At 41.7% G+C, this 20,565-nt stretch carries 16 protein-coding genes; 9 read left to right on the top strand and 7 right to left on the bottom strand.

The features are described 5' to 3' along the window. Positions 1–69 precede the first annotated feature (69 nt). The 4 genes from deoA to V2H77_RS17885 all read right to left on the bottom strand — a co-directional run bounded on the left by deoA (position 70) and on the right by V2H77_RS17885 (position 5,625). Entirely contained in the window at positions 70–1,392 is a 1,323-nt protein-coding gene (gene deoA / locus V2H77_RS17900; RefSeq protein ID WP_341499879.1) for a thymidine phosphorylase, read from the bottom strand. 63 nt (positions 1,393–1,455) lie between these two features. Next, positions 1,456–2,235 (bottom strand): deoxyribose-phosphate aldolase, encoded by a 780-nt coding sequence (gene deoC, locus V2H77_RS17895; RefSeq protein ID WP_341499878.1) that lies wholly within the window; start codon positions 2,233–2,235, stop codon positions 1,456–1,458. A 460-nt stretch (positions 2,236–2,695) separates the two neighbouring features. After that, positions 2,696–3,961 (bottom strand): NupC/NupG family nucleoside CNT transporter, encoded by a 1,266-nt coding sequence (locus tag V2H77_RS17890; protein WP_341499899.1) that lies wholly within the window; start codon positions 3,959–3,961, stop codon positions 2,696–2,698. Between the two features lie 770 nt (positions 3,962–4,731). After that, positions 4,732–5,625 carry a LysR family transcriptional regulator gene (locus V2H77_RS17885; protein WP_341499877.1) on the bottom strand — a complete coding sequence of 298 codons (894 nt, stop codon included), beginning with the start codon at positions 5,623–5,625 and terminating at the stop codon, positions 4,732–4,734. A gap of 170 nt (positions 5,626–5,795) precedes the next feature. Between V2H77_RS17885 and V2H77_RS17880 the strand changes: the two genes are divergently transcribed. The 9 genes from V2H77_RS17880 (at position 5,796) to V2H77_RS17840 (ending at position 17,681) form a co-directional block, all read left to right on the top strand. Next, entirely contained in the window at positions 5,796–7,319 is a 1,524-nt protein-coding gene (locus tag V2H77_RS17880; protein WP_341499876.1) for an MFS transporter, read from the top strand. 412 nt (positions 7,320–7,731) lie between these two features. Next, positions 7,732–9,039: a 3-dehydroquinate synthase II gene (locus V2H77_RS17875; protein ID WP_341499875.1), complete on the top strand. Its 1,308-nt coding sequence runs from the start codon at positions 7,732–7,734 to the stop codon at positions 9,037–9,039. A 3-nt stretch (positions 9,040–9,042) separates the two neighbouring features. After that, positions 9,043–9,837, top strand: coding sequence for a class I fructose-bisphosphate aldolase (locus V2H77_RS17870; protein WP_341499874.1), 795 nt, complete (start codon positions 9,043–9,045; stop codon positions 9,835–9,837). A gap of 56 nt (positions 9,838–9,893) precedes the next feature. Then, on the top strand, positions 9,894–12,329 hold the full coding sequence (locus V2H77_RS17865) for an AMP-binding protein (RefSeq protein ID WP_341499873.1): 2,436 nt from the start codon (positions 9,894–9,896) through the stop codon (positions 12,327–12,329). Positions 12,330–12,372: 43 nt separating this feature from the next. Further along, positions 12,373–13,068, top strand: a complete 696-nt coding sequence (locus tag V2H77_RS17860; protein WP_341499872.1) for a methyltransferase domain-containing protein — start codon at positions 12,373–12,375, stop codon at positions 13,066–13,068. Between the two features lie 40 nt (positions 13,069–13,108). Then, complete coding sequence (locus tag V2H77_RS17855; protein WP_341499871.1) at positions 13,109–14,770, top strand: FAD-dependent oxidoreductase; 1,662 nt, start codon at positions 13,109–13,111, stop codon at positions 14,768–14,770. A gap of 56 nt (positions 14,771–14,826) precedes the next feature. Further along, positions 14,827–16,551, top strand: a complete 1,725-nt coding sequence (locus tag V2H77_RS17850; protein WP_341499870.1) for an FAD-dependent oxidoreductase — start codon at positions 14,827–14,829, stop codon at positions 16,549–16,551. 73 nt (positions 16,552–16,624) lie between these two features. Beyond that, positions 16,625–16,879: a hypothetical protein gene (locus V2H77_RS17845; RefSeq protein ID WP_341499869.1), complete on the top strand. Its 255-nt coding sequence runs from the start codon at positions 16,625–16,627 to the stop codon at positions 16,877–16,879. Between the two features lie 55 nt (positions 16,880–16,934). Beyond that, positions 16,935–17,681, top strand: a complete 747-nt coding sequence (locus tag V2H77_RS17840) for an SDR family oxidoreductase (protein ID WP_341499868.1) — start codon at positions 16,935–16,937, stop codon at positions 17,679–17,681. A 243-nt stretch (positions 17,682–17,924) separates the two neighbouring features. On the opposite strand, the gene V2H77_RS17835 is transcribed toward V2H77_RS17840, so the two are convergent. The 3 genes from V2H77_RS17835 to V2H77_RS17825 all read right to left on the bottom strand — a co-directional run bounded on the left by V2H77_RS17835 (position 17,925) and on the right by V2H77_RS17825 (position 20,354). Beyond that, entirely contained in the window at positions 17,925–18,698 is a 774-nt protein-coding gene (locus V2H77_RS17835) for a TatD family hydrolase (protein WP_341499867.1), read from the bottom strand. Positions 18,699–18,712: 14 nt separating this feature from the next. Continuing rightward, positions 18,713–19,768: a patatin-like phospholipase family protein gene (locus tag V2H77_RS17830; protein ID WP_341499866.1), complete on the bottom strand. Its 1,056-nt coding sequence runs from the start codon at positions 19,766–19,768 to the stop codon at positions 18,713–18,715. Positions 19,769–19,976: 208 nt separating this feature from the next. Further along, positions 19,977–20,354, bottom strand: coding sequence for a BON domain-containing protein (locus V2H77_RS17825; protein WP_341499865.1), 378 nt, complete (start codon positions 20,352–20,354; stop codon positions 19,977–19,979). Positions 20,355–20,565: the final 211 nt, after the last annotated feature.

Genomic DNA, 20,565 nt, shown 5'->3' with positions numbered 1-20,565 from the left:
AAATTTTCTCCTGCGTCAAATCACGCTCAATGCGAAAATGCCACCATTATCTAATAATAAGCATGGTTATTATTCGCTAATTTGGCGATAAACCATCGGTGCGGCTGGTTTGGCTTCTGTACCCAGAACGATAGCTTTACGTACTGCCTTTGCCGCTTCCTGCCATTCATTCTCATTGTTGGCATGAATAATAGCTAAGGGTGTACCTACATTAACTTCTGAACCCAGAGCAACGATATTGCTCAGCCCCACACTATAATCAATGCGATCTGTTGCCTTACGGCGCCCTCCACCAAGGGAAACTACAGACATCCCCAGAGCACGGGTATCCATATGCGTAATAAATCCATGTTGTTCAGCCAATACAGGTTTGCTGAAAACAGCGGTTGGTAAGTAATTGTCATAACGCTCAACAAAATCCGTCGGACCTTGTTGTGCAGCAACCATGCGACCAAAGATTTCGGCTGCTTTACCGTTATCTAAGACAGACTGGAGTTTATTGTGCGCGTCTTCACGGTCGGTCGCCAAATGACCGGATACCAGCATTTCAACACACAGCGCCATTGTCACTTCGAGTAAACGTGGATTACGATTTTCCCCCGTCAGAAATCGAACAGCTTCACGAACTTCAAGCGCATTACCCGCACTGGATGCCAGAACCTGATTCATATCCGTCAACAATGCGGTAGTTTTACAACCTGCCCCATTAGCCACGCTAACAATTGATTCCGCCAGTTGTTGTGACGCTTCATACGTTGACATAAACGCACCAGAACCCACTTTGACATCCATCACCAGTGCGTCCAAACCCTCAGCCAGTTTTTTGCCAAGGATTGAGGCGGTGATCAAAGGGATAGAATCCACCGTCGCGGTAATATCACGGGTTGCATAGAAGCGTTTATCTGCCGGTGCCAGCGAATGAGTCTGACCAATAATCGCCACGCCAACATCCTGAATAATGTCACGGAAACGTTGCTCATCAGGAAAAATATCAAATCCCGGAATCGCTTCCAGTTTGTCCAGCGTCCCCCCGGTATGGCCTAAACCACGGCCGGAAATCATCGGAACATAACCACCACAAGCCGCCGCCATCGGGCCAAGCATCAGGGAAGTCACATCACCCACCCCGCCGGTTGAGTGTTTATCCACAATCGGGCCATTCATATTCAGGCTTTGCCAGTTCAATACTGTCCCGGAGTCGCGCATAGCCAACGTCAGGGCGACACGTTCTTCCATCACCATATCCTGGAAGTGGATAACCATCGCCAGCGCAGCAATTTGTCCTTCGGAAACGGTATTATCACGCACGCCATTGATGAAGAAGCGGATCTCTTCTTCACTCAATAGGTACCCATCACGTTTTTTACGGATAATTTCCTGTGCCAGAAACAAAGCATTCTCCTAATTGTGATTAAAATCGGGAAAAATTCAGCCGTTACGCACCAGCTAATGCTCTCAGTAATTGCTGCTTTGCTCTTGATTTTGATGGCCCAGAGTGGTTAGTAAACTGCCCAACAAGCTGGAAGCTCCAAAACGAAAATGACGGGCATCAGCCCAGTTGTCACCCATGATACTATCAGCTAGCGCCAGATATTGTGCGGCCTCTTCAGCGGTACGCACGCCGCCAGCAGGTTTGAAACCAACCGTTTCACCCACTCCCATCTCATGAATCACCTTCATCATGATTTCAGCGCTTGCCAATGTCGCGTTAACCGGCACTTTACCCGTAGATGTTTTGATAAAATCAGCACCCGCGTTGATTGAAATTTCAGACGCCTTACGGATCAGAGATGCTTCTTTTAGTTCACCGGTTTCGATAATGACTTTTAGCAACACCCCCGCTTCTACGCAGGCGGCTTTACATGCTTTCACCATGTCAAAACCAACTTGTTCATTACCGGCCATCAATGCACGGTATGGGAAAACCACGTCAACTTCATCAGCGCCATAAGCGATAGCCGCACGGGTTTCAGCTAAAGCGATGTCAATATCGTCATTACCGTGTGGGAAGTTTGTCACTGTTGCAATGCGGATTTCAGGTGTGCCCTGTTCACGTAATACCTTACGCGCCAGAGGAATAAAGCGAGGGTAGATGCAGATAGCCGCAGTATTACCCGCCAGGCTTTTCGCCTGATGACAAAGCGCCGTCACTTTTTCATCTGTATCATTATCATTGAGTGTCGTTAAATCCATCAAACTCAGCGCACGCTGCGCTGCTGCGGTTAAATCGGTCATAAAACTCTCCAACGTTATTATCGCGGCTCGCTTCTGCTAGAGCCACACTGCTGTTAAACGATTGTTTGTTGGCGAGCGGACTTGGTTCCCTGAAGATGTCGCAATAGTATGCCTACAGCGACGATTGAATTCCTTTTCACCGCACTATGCTCTCTCCGGCTTATGGTCCTTAATGCGAGCCTCGCCTTGATCCTTGAAATTCGGCATATCTTATATTTGAACATTTCAACGTTCAAAAAATTGTGCCAAAAATCACACTAATTACATGTAATTTGCAAGATAATAATTTCAAATGTGATTTTTATCACATAAAACTATATTTATCGTGGGATTTACCGGCAAATCCAACTTGCTTATCATCAAATAATACACGACAAAAAATATAACTCACGAATTAAGGATCAACCGGTAGGAAAACAGATTGCAGGCGGGATTATCCCACCTGCCTATTTCAACAACGTTACAGAGCCAGGAAGAAACCGGCGATAGTTGCACTCATTAAGTTAGATAGTGTGCCCGCCATAACGGCTTTCATCCCCAAACGAGCAACATCCCCACGACGGTTAGGCGCCATACCGCCCAGACCACCTAGCAGGATAGCGACGGAAGAAAGGTTAGCAAAACCACACAATGCGAAGGAGATAATCGCTTTGGTGTGATCTGACAACACCTGCAAGCCCGCAGCCGCAACCACATCATCCGGTTTCAAATACTCACCGAAATTCATAAAGGCGACAAATTCATTCACAACCAGTTTTTGACCGATGAAAGAACCCGCAACTGTTGCTTCATTCCACGGCACGCCAATCAGGTAAGCAATCGGCGCACAAACCCAGCCTAACATCAGTTCAAGAGAAAGTTGTGGATATTTAAACCAACCACCGATACCGCCGAGAATACCATTTAACAATGCAATCAGGGCCACAAACGCCAACAACATCGCACCGACGTTTAAGGCTAATTGCATACCAGAAGCGGCGCCAGACGCGGCTGCATCAATGATGTTAGCAGGACGTTCCTCTGCCGCAACCAATGACATTGCATCAACGGTATCAGATGTTTTTTCAGTTTCAGGCACCATCAATTTAGCGAACAACAGGCCGCCTGGCGCCGCCATAAAGGAAGCTGCGATCAGATATTCCAAAGGAACACCCATTGATGCATAACCAGCCAGTACCGAACCCGCAACGGATGCCAAGCCGCCACACATGACCGCAAACAGTTCAGATTGGGTCATGGTAGCAATATAAGGGCGAACAACCAGCGGCGCCTCAGTTTGGCCCACGAAAATATTCGCTGTCGCAGACAAAGATTCTGTACGTGAAGTGCCGAGAATTTTTTGCAGACCACCACCCAATATTTTGATCACTAGCTGCATAACACCGATGTAGTACAACACAGCAATCAATGAAGAGAAGAAAACAATAATAGGCAGTACACGCAGGGCGAAAACAAATCCCCCGCCGCCAAACAGTTCAAACATTTTGGGGGAAACTAATCCACCAAAAATGAAATCCATTCCTTGTTGACCATACTGGATAACACTGGAAACTCCCTCAGACATACCCATTAATATTTTCTTACCTGCGGGAACATAAAGTACGAAAGCGCCAATAGCGACCTGAATCAAAAAGGCGCCAAGGACAGTACGAAGTTTAATAGCACGATAATTACTGGAAAAGAGTACTGCGATCAAGATCAGCACTGCCATCCCGACCAGGCTCATAAGGAGTTGCATTGGAAGAATCCCTGTTCACTTAATAATAAATTAAATATGTCAGTTGAACGTAAATCGTTCACTGACGATGAGTCGGCGCTGATTATACTCAGTCATCGGAATGAACAAGCTATTGACATCACAAATATCTACAGAAAAAAGCAATAAAAAAATGATAAATGTGATGTAAATCACATAAAATTACAAAGATAATCTGCAATAGATAATCCAATATCGGAATGGCAAAATAATCAACAATTAAGAAATAATTATCAGGTAAGCGCAATTAAAGTGTGGTGGTTATGATCCGCAGACAACCAATCTGCCATATATATTCACATCTATAGATAAGACGAAGCAATGTTTCAAAGATAAATCTAAGGGAATAAGCCCATATTTAAATTACGAGCCATTCCTCTATGGAGATAACAATTTATTTTCAAATAACCATTAAACAATCGTGCAAGAATAATTAACTTAATAACATCCAACCTACAACGGTTAATAAATTCCCGTTAACGCCTTAGATACTAATATTTAGTTATTTTTCTACTGCATTTCAACTTAACAGATAACAGAAGATAGATAACAGAAGACATATTACACCTTCAAGTAAGTGAAAATAATGAAAGCTAATATTCTAGAAAAACGTCTGAAAGAGTTTTTAAAACATCGACTCGCACAATCGAACGCCCAATATTTGGTTGACTTTTTGAGCAAACTATCGAGCGAAATTAAAGGCGATTTGATTTAATGGATTAACTTTTTGATCAGTATTTCTATCGCTCTTGTGGGAATAAGTTATCTACCATGAAATCGACAAAAGCTTTAACTTTAGGTAGGACCCAGCGGTTAGACGGCCATAGGACACGAAAAGTACTCGAAGTATCAGACCACTTATCCAACACGGTTAATAATGTACCGTTAGCTAATGCTCGCTTAACGGTAAAATCAGGCAAACAGGCGATGCCGTGACCTTGAAGCGTCATATAAAGTAATGTTTCGATATGATTGCAGGTCATCTTTGCTTGAAGATGGATATCTACTCCAAATTCTCCTAAGCATAGCGGCCATTTTTCCAAAAGATTTGTCGTTGGAAACCGGTGCATCAAGCATGCGTGATGGAGTAAGTCTTTCGGTTGTGATGGCTTACCATATTGTGCAAAGTAACTGGGAGCGCCAACGTATAAAAAACGGCTAGATCCGATACGTTTGTTCATCAAGCGTGAATCATTGAGCTCTCCTGTTCGCACCACAGCATCAAACCCTTCATCAATGACATCAACGATGCGATCACTAAAGTCCAAATCCAATTCTATCTGTGGATAACGCACAGTAAAGGCTGACAATACGGGTAACATCAGGCTGCTGACTAATGGCAGACTCACCCGCAAACGGCCTTGAGGCGCAGAGATAGAACTCAATAATTCGTTTTCTGCCGAGGTGATTTCGTCCAAGATACGTTTGCAACGTTCAAGGAATAGAGTGCCTTCCGACGTTAAACTGACGCTACGAGTGCTGCGTTGGAGCAGACGTACCCCCAATTTCTCTTCTAACCGGGAGATGCTTTTACTGATAGACGAAGGGGATAGCCCAAGTTGATTGGCTACGGCTGTGAAGCTACGAGCTTCGGCTACACGAATGAAGATCATGAATCTACTCAAACTATTCATCTGGGTTTCCTGGGCTTTTTTAGATCACAATTAATGACAAAATAGTCACTTCAGAAATGATTATATGCCTATTTATCTGCCATTAGTGAATCTGTAGTATGAAATAAAATACATCTTGCTCTAGCTGCTATACAGCGACAAGCCACACGTACTCAGGGCAGAAAATCGAAATGGTGATGAAATCTCAAATAAATATAGGATCAAACGCAAATAAAGCGCCGCTGGTCTTGACTGCCTGTCTTACAGCCGCTGTTATTCCTTTGAGCATTGCAGGACCTGCGGTCGTGGTGCCTTCAATCAACAAAGCGCTTGGTGGCAGCGCAGTAGAACTCAGTTGGATAATTAATGCTTATATTCTTACTTACGGCAGTGCAACAATGGCTGCGGGTAGCTTAGCCGACACTCACGGACGCAAGAAACTCTGGCTATTCGGTTTATTTCTCTTTGCTGTTGTTACTGCGGCGATACCTTATATGCCGTCCGTTTTTTGGGTTGATATTTTACGGCTTATACAGGGATTGGGAGCAGCGGCGGCCTTTGCCGGTTCAATGGCAGCATTGACTCAAGAATTTGATGGTCATCAACGTACACGCATTTTCAGCCTGATTGGCACAACATTTGGGGCCGGAGCAGCTTTTGGTCCCTTTTTGGCAGGACTGCTAATTGACTCGTTAGGATGGCCTTGGGTTTTTTGGCTACCTGCTTTGGTGGCATTAGTTGCCAGTATATTGGTGAGTATTTATGCACGAGAAACGCGCGATCCCGACGCAAAAGGGCTAGATTGGCCCGGCGCAATAACATTTACCTCATCTTTAGCCGCTTTTACTTATGGAATCATTCTGGCGCCTGAAAAAGGATGGGGAGACAGTACGGTACTGGCGACACTGATATGTTCCATTATTATTTTCATCATATTTATTATTATTGAACGACAGCGTTCAAGACCTATGTTAGATCTCTCGTTATTTGCCAATGTGCGCTTTGTCGGTGTGCAACTTCTTGCTATCGCGCCAGCGTATGCTTACGTTGTCTTGCTCGTTATATTGCCGGCACGTTTTATTGGCGTCGAAGGATACAGCGCATTTGAAGCGGGCCAAATGATGATCACCTTATCCGCACCTTTACTTATAGTCCCCTTTATTGCCGGTCAATTAGCTCGCTGGATTAATGTCGGCGTTATTTCAGGTATGGGGCTTATCATCGCTGCTGGCGGCTTATTCTGGCTAGGTTATGGGATTTCCGGCGCGACAACGGCGGAAAGATTATGGCCAATGTTGGTTATCGGAATTGGGATTGGCCTGCCTTGGGGATTGATGGACGGTTTGGCGGTGAGTGTCGTACCTAAAGAGCGAGCGGGTATGGCGACCGGAATTTTCAATGCTGTCCGTTTAGCAGGAGATGGGATCGCATTGGCGGTAGTAGGCGCTATTCTCTCTGCGCGTATATCTTCAGGTTTAAGTACATTAAACACTATTCCGGCTGATATTTTATCTGAAATATCCACACGGCTTGCAATGAGCGATCTAAATAATGCGGTTGCCATTTTCCCTTCATTAGATCAGTCATTGCTGCATAAAGTATACGAAGAAGCATTTCGATATCAATTCGTTGCACTTGCAGTAGCGGCGGCGATTACTGCAATGTTAGTATTTATTTTATTAGGTAAAGTAAAATCTCACAGTGAAAGTAAATAGAAAAAGAATTGATTTACAGTAAATGGTTTTTCTATTCTCTGAGTATTCGCTTTTTTACAGAAGCGAATAATAATGAAACTAAAATAATTGATAATAATAACATTACTGAATATTCATTATTCTGTAATTTAAGAAGTTTTCTTTTACCATCAGGAGAAATGCCGACACTATCTATTACCGCTGTAAACAGGGTGAAATTCCCCCGCACATTTCCTCACATTGGAAAAATAATAAAAAAAACACTTTCAGGAGGATATCATTACACACCATTTTAATATTATTAAATAAAAAATTTAAAGTTTGGGTGTTTATCGACACGAGAAAAACCGAAGATATGACAACAACTTATTGCCATTCATTTAAAAATGACTATTTGAAGAAATTATCTTGTATTTCACAGGGGATTTTTAATATGAGCAAAAATATCGTTAGCGTAGCAAAAGAGGCAGTTAGTATCGCGCCTGGAAATTTTGAGACGCCTGAAATGATTACCAAAAGAGCATCTATAAGATTAAACAGTCCAGGCAAAGAGTATAATTCTAAGCGTGAAGATTTAAATGGGCCAGTAATTTGGTTTGATACTGCAAAATTGTCAGCCCAGAGGCCAGATGATAGTATTTTCATCAGGGTCATAAATTCTCTTTATAGTGGTATAGTTTTATATCCAGATAATATCTCAACTTTCATTAATGCAATACCCAAAAGAATGCAAATAGTTCTGAAAGTGAGAACCCATGAAGAACTTAATAAATTTAAAGAGAGCGAACATTTCGCTTTATTTAAACCTTCTAATACAAACTCAAATAAATGTATTTGTTCCAATGACATAGCCACTTTGAAGAAACTTAAAGCAGAGTCTATTGCGACTTGTTATGAAAGTTATGTCGATGATCAAGATAGTCTTCTTAAAACAATCAATGAAGGAATGGAATTCAATTTTCTTTGGATTCTTTTTCGTGATCCAACCAATATTCCTCTTGAGCTGGTCATTGCATCATTACAGTCTACCGGAACTATTTTATTAAAAGAAATTAGCGATCCTGATGATGTTGATGATGCAATCGTCTCTTATGGCGTTATGGAATATGGCGCAGAAGGCGTTATTTTCTCACCCAATAAACATGATGTCATGAGCGACTTTATCGATCGTTTATCATATAACAGAAAAGAATCACTGCAACTACAAGTCGGAATCATTACAGAAAGTCGTCCTGTCGGTATGGGATATCGGGCTTGTATTGATACATCCACGTTATTCAGCGAGAACGAAGGCATGCTGGTAGGTAGTACTTCTCAAGGCGCCCTGTTGTGCTGCCCGGAAGTATTCTTTTTGCCCTATATGGAACTGAGACCATTCCGTATTAATGCCGGCGCAATACACGCCTATGTATATAACTTTAATAACCGAACAGATTATATGAGTGAATTAAAAGCCGGCTCATCAGTCATGGCGGTCAACTCAAAGGGTGAAGTACGGCATATAACGGTTGGTCGCGTAAAAATAGAACAACGCCCTCTTCGGTTAATTGAAGCAGAATTTCCAGGGAATAAACGGGTGAATGTTTTGATGCAAGATGATTGGCATGTGAGAATTTTTTCTAGCGAAGCAAAACCTTTAAACATCTCTGAACTTAAACCTGGAGACAAGGTGCTTGGTTATATTACAGAGCCTGGTCGTCATGTTGGCATTAAAATTAATGAATCTATTATTGAAAAGTAGGTGATGATTATGGGATACATCGGAAGAAAATTAAGAGAAAGCAGATTGTTATTTCCCAAATCAAGCCGAGGATTAATAGTGCCGATTGATCACGGGTTAACTATGGGCCCCATCTCTGGTTTACAAAGTGTTTATGCGGTTGAATCGTGGATCAATAGCAACTATGTGAGCGCCGTTCTGGCCCATAAGGGGATATTGGAAAAACTCATTATGCGTGGAATGTTGCGCCCATCGACTGGTATTATTCTTCATATGAGCGGCATGCCAACGATATCAGAATCACCGGACACAAAAATATTAGTGGCAAGTATAGAAGCTGCTCTTCAACTTGGTGTGGATGCCGTCTCTATACAGGTAAATTTCACTGAAACAAATTTCGAACATAATTTATCTATATTGGGGTCTGTCACAGACATCGCGCATGAAGCGGGGCTGCCTGTACTCACAATGCTATATGACAAAGTTATTTCCAAATCGTCAGAAATAAAGATGGAAAGGCTTCATCATCTTATAAGGATTGTCACTGAATTGGGATCTGACGCAATAAAAATAGGTTTCCCTGACTCGAAATCCGCTATTTCAGAAATCGTGGACCTTCATGGCTCTGATATTAAGATTTTCTTCGCCGGGGGAGAAAAAACGTCTGACGAAATACTGATTAATAATACCAAAGCCGCTATTTCGTCTGGAGCTTGCGGATTATGTGTTGGTAGAAATATTTTTCAAAATCTCAACCCACAATCCCTGCTGCGCCATTTATATGAATGTATAAATTCGGAGTCAATATCTTTGGCTTGATAAAAGCCTGTATATCATAGATTTCACGCAGTTGAATATGACTAAAAGGGTTTATCATGGAACTCGTTATCAATGCTCAAAACGAACCTAAAAAAGCAACAGGTTATTCTTTATCACCATTATGGGAAGACATTTTCTCTAAAGAGTTATTGGAAGAAATTAATACCAATGTATTTTTGGCGGCTTGCCGTTCTGGGAAAGCCAACCAGAATTTACTCAGAAAATTCATGATCCAGCACCAGTACTATTCACAATACTTCACCAGATATCTGTGTTCGTTGATGGGAAACTTAGTTGATCAAAATGACTTTACGCTTCTTTCTCATAATTTGCTGGAAGAGCTAACAGGAACTGATGCTGCAAAAATATCTCACGTAGAATTATATAAAAAGGCGATGGCGGCAATTAATGCGGTTCCTAAAAGTCAGCCGATTCTTAGCAGCACTCAGCAATTGATTAACACTATGTTTGACCATTGCCGGAGTGATAATTCTTTAAGGGGACTCGCTGCGTTGTGCTTGGGCGCTGAGGCAATTGTGCCTTTAATTTATGGCCCAATTTTAGATGCATTGCGAGCAATGAAAGCGCCTGATGATGCATTGCATTTCTTCAAAATCCATGTTGAAGAGGATGAAGAGCATGCCATCGTGATGAGGAAAATTATTGATCGCATGATTGAAGGAAATCCTCGCGGAAAAGCAGAAGTTATGGCTTTTGGTGAAGAAGTAATACGTGTTCGGATGGCGATGCTAAATGAGATATATCAAAGTAATATCGGGATAGCTCCAAACGTAACAACCCTTTTATCTGAACGTGATTTAATCTGTTTGCGTAATGATAACATGTTAGGTAGCGGTAATTTTCTCGACCGCTGTTTATCGCTAAGTCGTACCCCGACTGTGGATTTTATTTTTACAGATAAACCTATAACTATTGCCAGTCAACGTAATATCCATCAATTCAGCTTAGATACCCTGGCAAATATTAGACGGGAGCTTGCGGGTTGGTATTTGGCTAATGGGGTTAAAACCGGGGATGTGGTTGCTGTTTGTGTGCAAGATGGCATTGGTCCATTTCTGCATTACATCGCAGTCACGAGTATTGGCGCAACAATTGCATTAATTAATCCAGCGATGCCGTCGGACATTGGCATCGCTTATATCAAAGAGAACGGTTTTAATACACTCGTCACCGATGAATCTTCTTTTAATAATAATTCACTGATAAAGAGTTTACGGAATGCCGGTGATATATGTGAAATTCTCAATGTTTCAAATTTCAATACCGAGGTGGAATATAACTTGCCTTCCTGGTGGCCGTATATTCCGGTGGATACAACATTACTTATGTTGAGCCATACTTCTGGTACGACGGGCATACCCAAGGCAGTAAAATTTGAACATCGTCAATTCTTTATGGGAAAACGCGCCAGACTTGGGCGTTTTGTCGAATCACCAGATGAGCGTTTGCTGACCGTTTTGCCGCAGTCTCACTCCTCTGCTATTAGTCATCTTGAAACAGCGATATTGCATGGTCTCCCAACTTATGTACTCAGTAGCCAGGAGGGCGAACCGGTAAGGAAAGCGATAAAAGATTTTTCTCCTACAACGGTTGTTGCGTTTCCCAAAAGCTACGTTTCTTTGCTGGAGCGCGAGGTATCGTATGCTGAATTCCCGTCAATACGGCGATGGTTTAGCATGGGTGATGCTGCCCATCAGAGTCACATTAGCCGTTTACTGGTGGGTTCGCCGGGCGCACGTTTTATCGATGCATTTGGAAGTTCGGAGCTTGGTATGGCTCTGTTTCAAAGTGTATCCACAGCAGATCGAATTGCACCGTCTCGTTCAATTGGGCGTCCCGTTGATATCGTTACAGCCAAAATATTGGACATGACTGCTGGTGATGAAGTGTCGCCAGGACGTGTTGGAGCGCTCGCTGTGTGTTCACCAACAATTACTTCTGGCTATTGGAAGCAGAACCAAAAAACCGCCGATGCATGGCGAAATGGGTATTTCTTGACCGGAGATGTCGGATATTGCAAAGATAATGTTTTTTATCAAATTGATCGTGTGGTTGATGTTGTTCATACCCCGGTTGGCTCGTTGTATACCCTGCAACTGGAAGAGACGATACAGACAATCGAAAGTGTCTATGATGCAACAATTATAGGATTGAATTTACCCTGTGCTGAAAATGAAAAAATAACATTAGTTGCATTGGTTCTATTGAGTAAAAAATTAACGGAGGATGTCGATCTTGTTACAGACAAAACTCTTCATCTCATGCAGGAAAATAATGAAGTAGGGAATGCTATTGGCGAATATATTGTTATTGTTGTTAACAGTTTCGATCAGATTCCTATTGGCGTAACCGGTAAGGTTTTGAAACGCAGATTAAGGGATCTTCTGCCTAAAATTCTTGAGGAATATGAAACAAGTAGAGAAATTCCAAATGGAATTTTAAAAATCACTCGCCATATACCCACTAATTAACATTAATAATAGTTAACATTAATAATAGAAAAGGTAAATTACAGTGAATGAAGATCTTTATGAAAAACCGGTTATTGATGCTATAAAACAAAAACTGATTCTTGCTGAATCCTCCGGTATTTCTGAGTTTGAATGTATGGGCAGGTTATTTAACATTCATAAAAATGTGTTCCCTCCCACTCATTTCCAATCCACCGGTATTTTTACCCGGAATATTCCTTATGCACGAAATAGCTCTTTTTTGGAGTTAGGCTGTGGTGCGGGAGTGACAGCTATTACAGCAGCGCTAGCAGGGTGTTATCCCGTTGTTGCTTCTGATATTAGCGAAGAGGCAGTGAAAAACACCTTATTTAATGTGACTCGTCATCGGGTAAATAATTTAATTTCTGTCAGGCATGGGGATTTATTTGACATATTAAAAGATGGTGAAAGTTTTGATATTATTTTCTGGAACTCTAATTTCTTATTTGTTCCTGAAAATTACACTTTTAAAGAGGAAATTTATCACGCATTTTACGACCCAGGATATATAACCCATAAACGTTTCCTGCAAGAAGCAAGAAAATATCTTAATCCTCAAGGGAAGATACTCATCGGGTTTAGCAGCCAGGGAAATGAAGCCGCATTTAGTGAGTTACTCACAGAACACGGCTACAACTATTTTGTTTTATATGAGGAACAAGGAACAGGTAAAAATGCACAGATATATAAAATATTTCAACTGACATCTTTAATCTAAGTCGTTAATTGCCACGGGTCATGATTAAGGAGGGTTAATTTTGACTTTAGAAAATGAATCTCCAGTAGCCATCGTCGGCGGCGGACCCGTTGGCTTAATGCTGGCTTTATTTCTGGATTTATACGGTATTCGTTCGGTTATTTTTAATTTGGACGAGGAAACCCGATGGCACCCCAAGGGTAATACCCATAATGCTCGCACGATGGAACATTATCGTCGTTTAGGGATATCTCAAGCTATTCGGGCATTAGGATTGCCAAAAGAGTTTCCGCTGGATGTGTCATATTTTACCCGGCTTAATGGATGGGAACTCGCTCGTATCAATATGCCGTCAGGAATACAGAAAATATCCAGGCTCCAACATGCTATTTCGACCGATCCCGTTCCAGAACCCTTGATGCGGGTCAACCAAATGTATGTTGAAAAGTTTTTACTACAACATGCCCGTAGTCGTCCAAATATCACCATGAAATATGGCTGGCGCGTTAAAGATTTTATCCAGCTTAAAGATGACGTAAAACTTTATGCAGAGTGTATTCAGGGAAAACATCCCGATGAAGTCTGGCACACAAGCTATATGATTGGCTGCGATGGTGGACAAAGTTTTGTTCGTTCCAAGCTTGGTATCGCATATGAAGGAACGGTTGAAGCTAAAATAGGTTTTCTGACTGGCGGCATGATATCCAGTTATATCCGTATCCCTAGGCTTCACCAAGGGATATTAAAAGACAAAGAATCTTGGATGTACAATATCATCTGCCCGATGTTGAGAATGTTATTTATCAGCCTGGATGGCAAAGATGATTTTTTACTTATGACTCAAAGTGAACATGGAAAAGCTATCAATGAGTCGGAATTAATTCGCATAGCTCAGGCAGGAATAGGCTCAGATATTGAAGTATCCGTTCTGAGTAATTCGGTATGGAAAGGCGGCGTGGCGCTTGTCGCTGAAAGATTCTCTGACGGCAAAATATATTTAGCAGGCGACTCCGCTCATTTATTTTCGCCTACCGGCGGCTTTGGCATGAATACTGGCATTGATGATACGAGTAATTTAGCCTGGAAACTTGCTGCGTCTATCAAGGGTTGGGCAGGTAATGCGTTAATGGATTCTTATGAAAGCGAACGCCGCCCAATTGCATTGAGAAATACCGCTGCCGCCCGTTTTTTAACGCAGCGGGTCTCATCATTATCCATACCGACAAATCTAGAAGATGCAGATTCCGCAGGGAATTTGGCCCGCAAAAAAATGGGGATTGAGCTAAGTACTTTCCGCAGTCAATTTTCTTCTATTGGTGTTGAACTTGGCGCCAGATATGACCATTCTCCCCACATTATTAATAGTGCGCCAATACCGGATGATGACTTTATTCATTATCAGCCAAGTCATGTGCCAGGAGGCCGATTGCCGCATCTGTGGCTCACACCGGTTCCTGGAACAAAAATATCGCTATTCGATATTTTAGGCACTGGATTTAGCTTACTTCGGGTAGGGGCTTATTTCCCAGAGGTATCTGAACTATTAGATCAGGCATATCAACGTAAAATTCCGATCAAGATTATTGATCTTTCCGGTAGTGATGCTTGGCAATTATATCAAGCAAGGCTCCTTTTAGTACGTCCCGACCAATATATTGCCTGGAAAGGCGATAAGGTTCCGAACAATATAGGTTCAATGCTGGATAAGATTATAGGTAAATAAGAGATAATTTTCCGGGGATATGGTATTAACATGAATTAAATACGGAACATAATATTATGATTGAGACAGATGTTGTTATCGTAGGTAGTGGCCCTTCTGGCTCCGCAGCAGCTTTGTTTCTGAGTAGTTATGGGATTAATACAATGGTCATCACTAAACATCGGTGGTTGGCTAATACACCTCGTGCGCATATAACAAATCAGAGGACAATAGAAATATTATCGGAGTTTGGTGTTGGTGATGAATTAATGGCAAGTTCAGTACTAAATGAGGTAATGGGCAATAGTATATTCTGCGAGACATTGGCAGGAAACGAAATTGCGAGAATAAAATCATGGGGAGCGCATCCAGAACGTTTAAGTGATTATAAAATAGCGAGTCCATTTAGTATCTGTGATATACCGCAAACCTACCTTGAACCGATATTGATTGGCCGTGCTATTAAAAATGGAGCACATGTTAAGTTTTCGTCAGAATATATACAGGCCACACAAGATAAACAAGGTATTACGGTAACGGCTTTTGATCGCTTAGAAAAGCGCGAGTATCAAATACGGGCTAAATATCTTATTGGGGCTGATGGCGCCAGAAGTAAAGTTTGTTCCGATGCACAACTGCCGATGAAAGGCGAATTGGATCTTGCTGGCTGTATAAATATTTTCTTTGACGCTGATCTATCTGCTTTAGTTTCTCATCGGCCCGGCGCGTTATTTCTCATTTTCAATAATGAAGCTATTTCTGGTGGAATTGGCCTGGGTGCATTAAGAATGGTGCGTCCGTGGAAAGAGTGGTTGGGAGTATGGAATTACGACATCACTCAACCGCCGCCCATAATTACCGAGAATGATGCGGTCAATATTCTTAAAAAGCTTATCGGCGATTATGATGTGGATATAGATATTAAGTCAATATCGACCTGGACGGTAAATAATATGTATGCGGAGGAGTATTCTAATCAACGCATATTTTGTGTTGGCGATGCTGTTCATCGGCATCCACCCAATAATGGGTTGGGATCTAATACTTCTATTCAAGATTCTTATAATTTATGTTGGAAACTTGCCTATGTTCTCAAACATTATGCAGGACAGGAATTATTAGAAACTTATAGTCAAGAGAGAGTTCCAGTAGGAAAAGCAGTTGTTGCCCGAGCAATGCAAAGTATCAGTGAAAGCCAAGAACTGAGTCTTTCATTGGGGTTGGATAAACCTACAGTCTCTACCGCAGAATTTCTTTCCTCTGATGATGATATTGGCGTAACGAGAAGGAATAGATTTTATAAGGCATTAAGATTAAAGAACTATGAGCTTAATGGACACGGAGCTGAGCTAAACCAATGTTATAGATCGGCGGCTATTTTGAGCGAAAGAGTTTCTAACGAAGAAGAAAAAAGTGACGATCTATTTTTCATGTATCACTCTACATTTACACCTGGCGCACGAATTCCACATGTTTGGTTAAGCCAAAAGGGAAAAATTATATCTTCAATTAATTTGGTTGGTCATGGGAAATTTTCATTGCTCACCGGAATAGTAGGGAAAAAATGGATTTCGGCAGTAGAAAAATATAACCAAGAACATGCTTGCAAAATAAATGCATATATTATTGGTCCTGGCGAAGAAATTAACGACATTTATGGTGATTTTTATGGCCGCTGTCATTTTGATGAAAACGCCTGTGTTCTTGTCAGACCTGATGGACATATCGCATGGTATTGCCGGGATAATAGAGAGCATGATCAACGCCTGGCAAAAAATATGGCTAAGTTACTTTTAAAATAAAGTGTTTTTAACGTTATTTCAAAATAGTAAAAAAATGCAAATTTTGGAATAAGAGGCGATATTAGAGGTAATTATGGTGAAAATGAATCATTTCTCCTCGGGAGATTTTAATAAAGTTCCTGATGAATTAATTGAAGATAAACCAAAGCAATTAATTCATGAAAATGTATTAAATTCTGAAATTAGCCAAGATTTGAATTTCTCAAATGAAAGACGTCATAAAGTGGCTATGGTTAATTTACCCAGCAAAGTTTCGAGTATGACATTAGGAGGATTACAACCTGGAGAATACGCCCATGTTGCAAAACCTGGGTCTTGCAGTTCGTGAAGAACTTTGAATTTAGCAGGATATATATGCATCTTTTAAGAGGAATGAAACAATCATGTTTAGACTATCGGGGAAATATACCTTAATCACCGGAGGAACAACCGGTATTGGTTTCGAAACAGCAAAAAAATTCCATGCAGAAGGAGCTCATGTCGCAATTACTGGAAACAATCCGCAGACATTGGATTTTGCCCAGAGATTCTTTGGCAAGGATGTTTGGGTTATACCCAGTGACGCAGGGTCTTTGGCATCACAAGTAATCTTAAGGGATACCATTAAAGAGCGCTGGCCGCAGATTGATGCGCTTTTTCTTAATGCCGGAATTGTGACGAGTCATAAATTAGAAGAAGAAAGTGAAGAGGGTTTTGATCGCCTCATGTCGATTAATTTAAAAGGGCCGTTTTTCCTCTTACAATCCATGCTCCCTCTTCTTGCGAGACCCTCTTCTATCATTCTGTCCGGCTCAGTCAGTGGTCATATCGGTAAAAGTGGAACAAGTGCGACTTATTCAGCAAGCAAAGGCGCTTTATTAGCTATGGGACGCGCTTTAGCTGCGGAATTTGTAGATCGTCAGATTCGAGTTAATAGTATTAGCCCCGGCCCAATAATGACTCCGGCATTCGACAAATTAGGGATAAACAATACTCAACGTGTATATCAGGAAGTGAGCGCTATGATTCCAGCCGGACATCTAGGAACCCCGGCGGATGTCGCAGATGTGGCCGTTTTCCTCGCTTCAGATGAGTCTAAATTTTTGTTGGGAACTGACATTATTATCGATGGTGGTATGGTTAATATTTAAGTAAAAGCAGATTTTACGAATAACTGTACCGTTGGTTTATGCAATACACGGGTAAAATTTCTCAAGATTATTTAAAAAATGGACGGCGCCTCAAACGTTAGGTAACTAATACTCACGGTTGGGGTACCGTTTTTTTAATTGAAAATATCATAGCTTCGACGCCTTGAGTATTAATCCGCCATCATTTTATCCAATTTCAGTTAACCACACCTTTGCTAACGATGGTTAAAATCACTCTATAAATCATATAACCAATCGAAACAATTTAATACTGTTATGATAAAGTTGGTTAGCAATTTCATCAGGAGATTCGCAACGAAGCTCACATAATGAAGCAAAAACTCCGGCAATTCTTTCCGGTCGGTTAGGCTCTCCCTGAAAGCCGAAAAGCGGCATATCCGGGGCATCAGTTTCCAATACCAGAGACGTTAATGGAAGTTCAGCCATTACGCGACGTGTTTTCTGCGCTCTTGCATAAGTAATGGTTCCCCCTACCCCAATGTAATATCCCAAACTGATAAAAGCCTCTGCCTGCGATAAGCTACCCGCAAATCCGTGTACTACACCGGTACAGGGAAGGTTGATTTTTCTTAGCATCGCGGCCAGTTGATCATGGCTTTTTCGGGAATGAAGGATAACCGGTAATTCATACTGTTTTGCTAACCGCAATTGAGCACATAACAATGCTTTCTGCTTTTCAAACTGCGGTTCAGCCATATAGAGATCAAGCCCAATTTCCCCAACTGCCACCAGCCTTTCGTGTTTCTGTTGCAGAAATTGTTCCAGATCCGCAAGATGCGCTTCCTGATGTTGATCGACATAAAGAGGATGCAAACCCAACGCAGCATAAATTGCTGGATAAGAATGAGCCAATTCAGATACCCGCTGCAAATTTGCCCTACTGATAGCAGGAACAATAATTTTATCCACTCCAACCTGTGCCGCTCGTTGCAGGCTCTGCTGTTCATCACCACGAAACGGCGGGAAATCAAAATGGCAATGGGTATCAATAAACATGAAACTATCCGTTATTAATCTTGTTCTGACGATGCAGCTAAGGCGGTCGGTAACGCAGCCAATGTCCTGTTTTCTTCTTTCTGGCACAAAGTGCTACCGCTTAAATGGTCGTTGTTATCCTGAGTAAGGGTAAACTTATTACCAATAAATAAGTGACCAACTGTCTCCAAGAAATAGCGCCCACAACGACGCCCAAGGTAATAATCCCTATTCAGTGCCGGCAAACGGCTACCTAATGCACTGCTAGTTAAGGGGGCTGGCGGGTAGATCTCAAAAATCTGTACATCATCAGGTGGATTTTCAATAAATTTCTGGATGCGGTGGTAGCTTTTCGCATGTTGTTGTAGCATCCGTACCATCTTTTGCAAGCCACTATCTCCCAACCAACGTTCCATTCGTTGCACCCAATCAGGCGTGTAATAGAGCTGTGAAGGGACTGTGCGGATTACCACTATGGTATCAGCACCACGCCGATACGCCTCTTCTACTGGAATAGCATCACTGATGCCGCCGTCATAATAAACAACATCATTGATCGTCACGCCATTGCGATAAAACCCAGGAATGGCGCTTGATGCCTTAATCACTTCCAGCCAGTTATTTTCATCAGGTTGGAAATAGGTAGGTTCAAAATTATCTGAACGACATGCACACGTATAAAATTCACATCCTGCTGCAAATTTACGTAAAGCTGTCGGGATATCCAATGGCAGGTGCTGAAAAGCGGTCTGCACAAACCAATCTAAATCAACTAAATGACCACCACGTACAAAACGCAACGGGTTAAAGAAGGCTGGATTGGTTGTATAGCGACTGATAGCACGCCGGGCATATCCACGCTGCCCACAAATATAAGCTGAAAGGTTCTGAGCGCCTGCCGAAGTACCAAGCAGTAGATCAAACGGGTTGAATTCGACACGCATAAATTCATCCAGCACACCTGCGGTAAAAATACCGCGCTGCCCTCCACCTTCACAAACAAGCGCAACCTTTCCAGATTTAATAGACGACTTATATTTATAGGATAATAGATCAATATTCCCCAACGTTATCGGTATACGTTTCCCCACACAACCCCCAAGAAAATAAATGACGGATAGAGAGCATAACTTGGAAAGTTATTATCCGTCATTATATTATGGTGCTACGTGGTCAATATTTTGATAAAAGGCCCCTGGTGAGGGCGCATATCCGGTTAGTACTATTCGATTAGCGCTATTCGATTAGTACAACAAAAATTATTTGAATGGAAAACAACCACTCAATTAACAAAATATATTATTTTTTTATGGTCAGACCATTTTGAATCGACTTGACCCCTTTCACTTTAGAGATAATTTCTATAATTTCTCTGGATTGTTTCTCGCTTTTCACAAAGCCAGAAATATAAACGATTCTCCCCTCTGTTTTTACTGAGATATCACTACTGTTGATCCCTTTTGCCGCCAACAACTCACTTTTAATCTTCGCTGTGGTAGCACTATCACCCATATAACCATCGATGTTTTTCATTGAATCATCGATTTTCTGACCAGCACTGTCGAGTGCTTGTGTCGCTTTATTTTTAAAAGACTCCTCCGCCAGTACACTATTGCTAACTAAAGTGGTACCCAAGGCAATAGCCACCAACAAGTGAGCCAATTTAACATTCTTCATTCTATACCTTCCTTAATTGTCGGTTAGATTTCTGAATCTATAAAGCCATTCAAGCTGTCTTTACACATCTCTTTGCACAACATAACCTAAGTCATCTAAACAGAATCACAATCCTCGTTAGGATTAGAAAATAGGTTATCCCTTCCAATAAAATCGGAAAATAAAAACAGCATTACAGTAAAGACCGAGGAAATAATAACAGGAAAATAAA

The sequence above is a fragment of the Photorhabdus sp. P32 genome, assembly GCF_038085095.1.
Classification (GTDB): Bacteria; Pseudomonadota; Gammaproteobacteria; order Enterobacterales; family Enterobacteriaceae; genus Photorhabdus; species Photorhabdus luminescens.
Note: the sequence above shows the minus strand (reverse complement) of the source record. Positions and strands in the feature narration are given on the sequence as shown.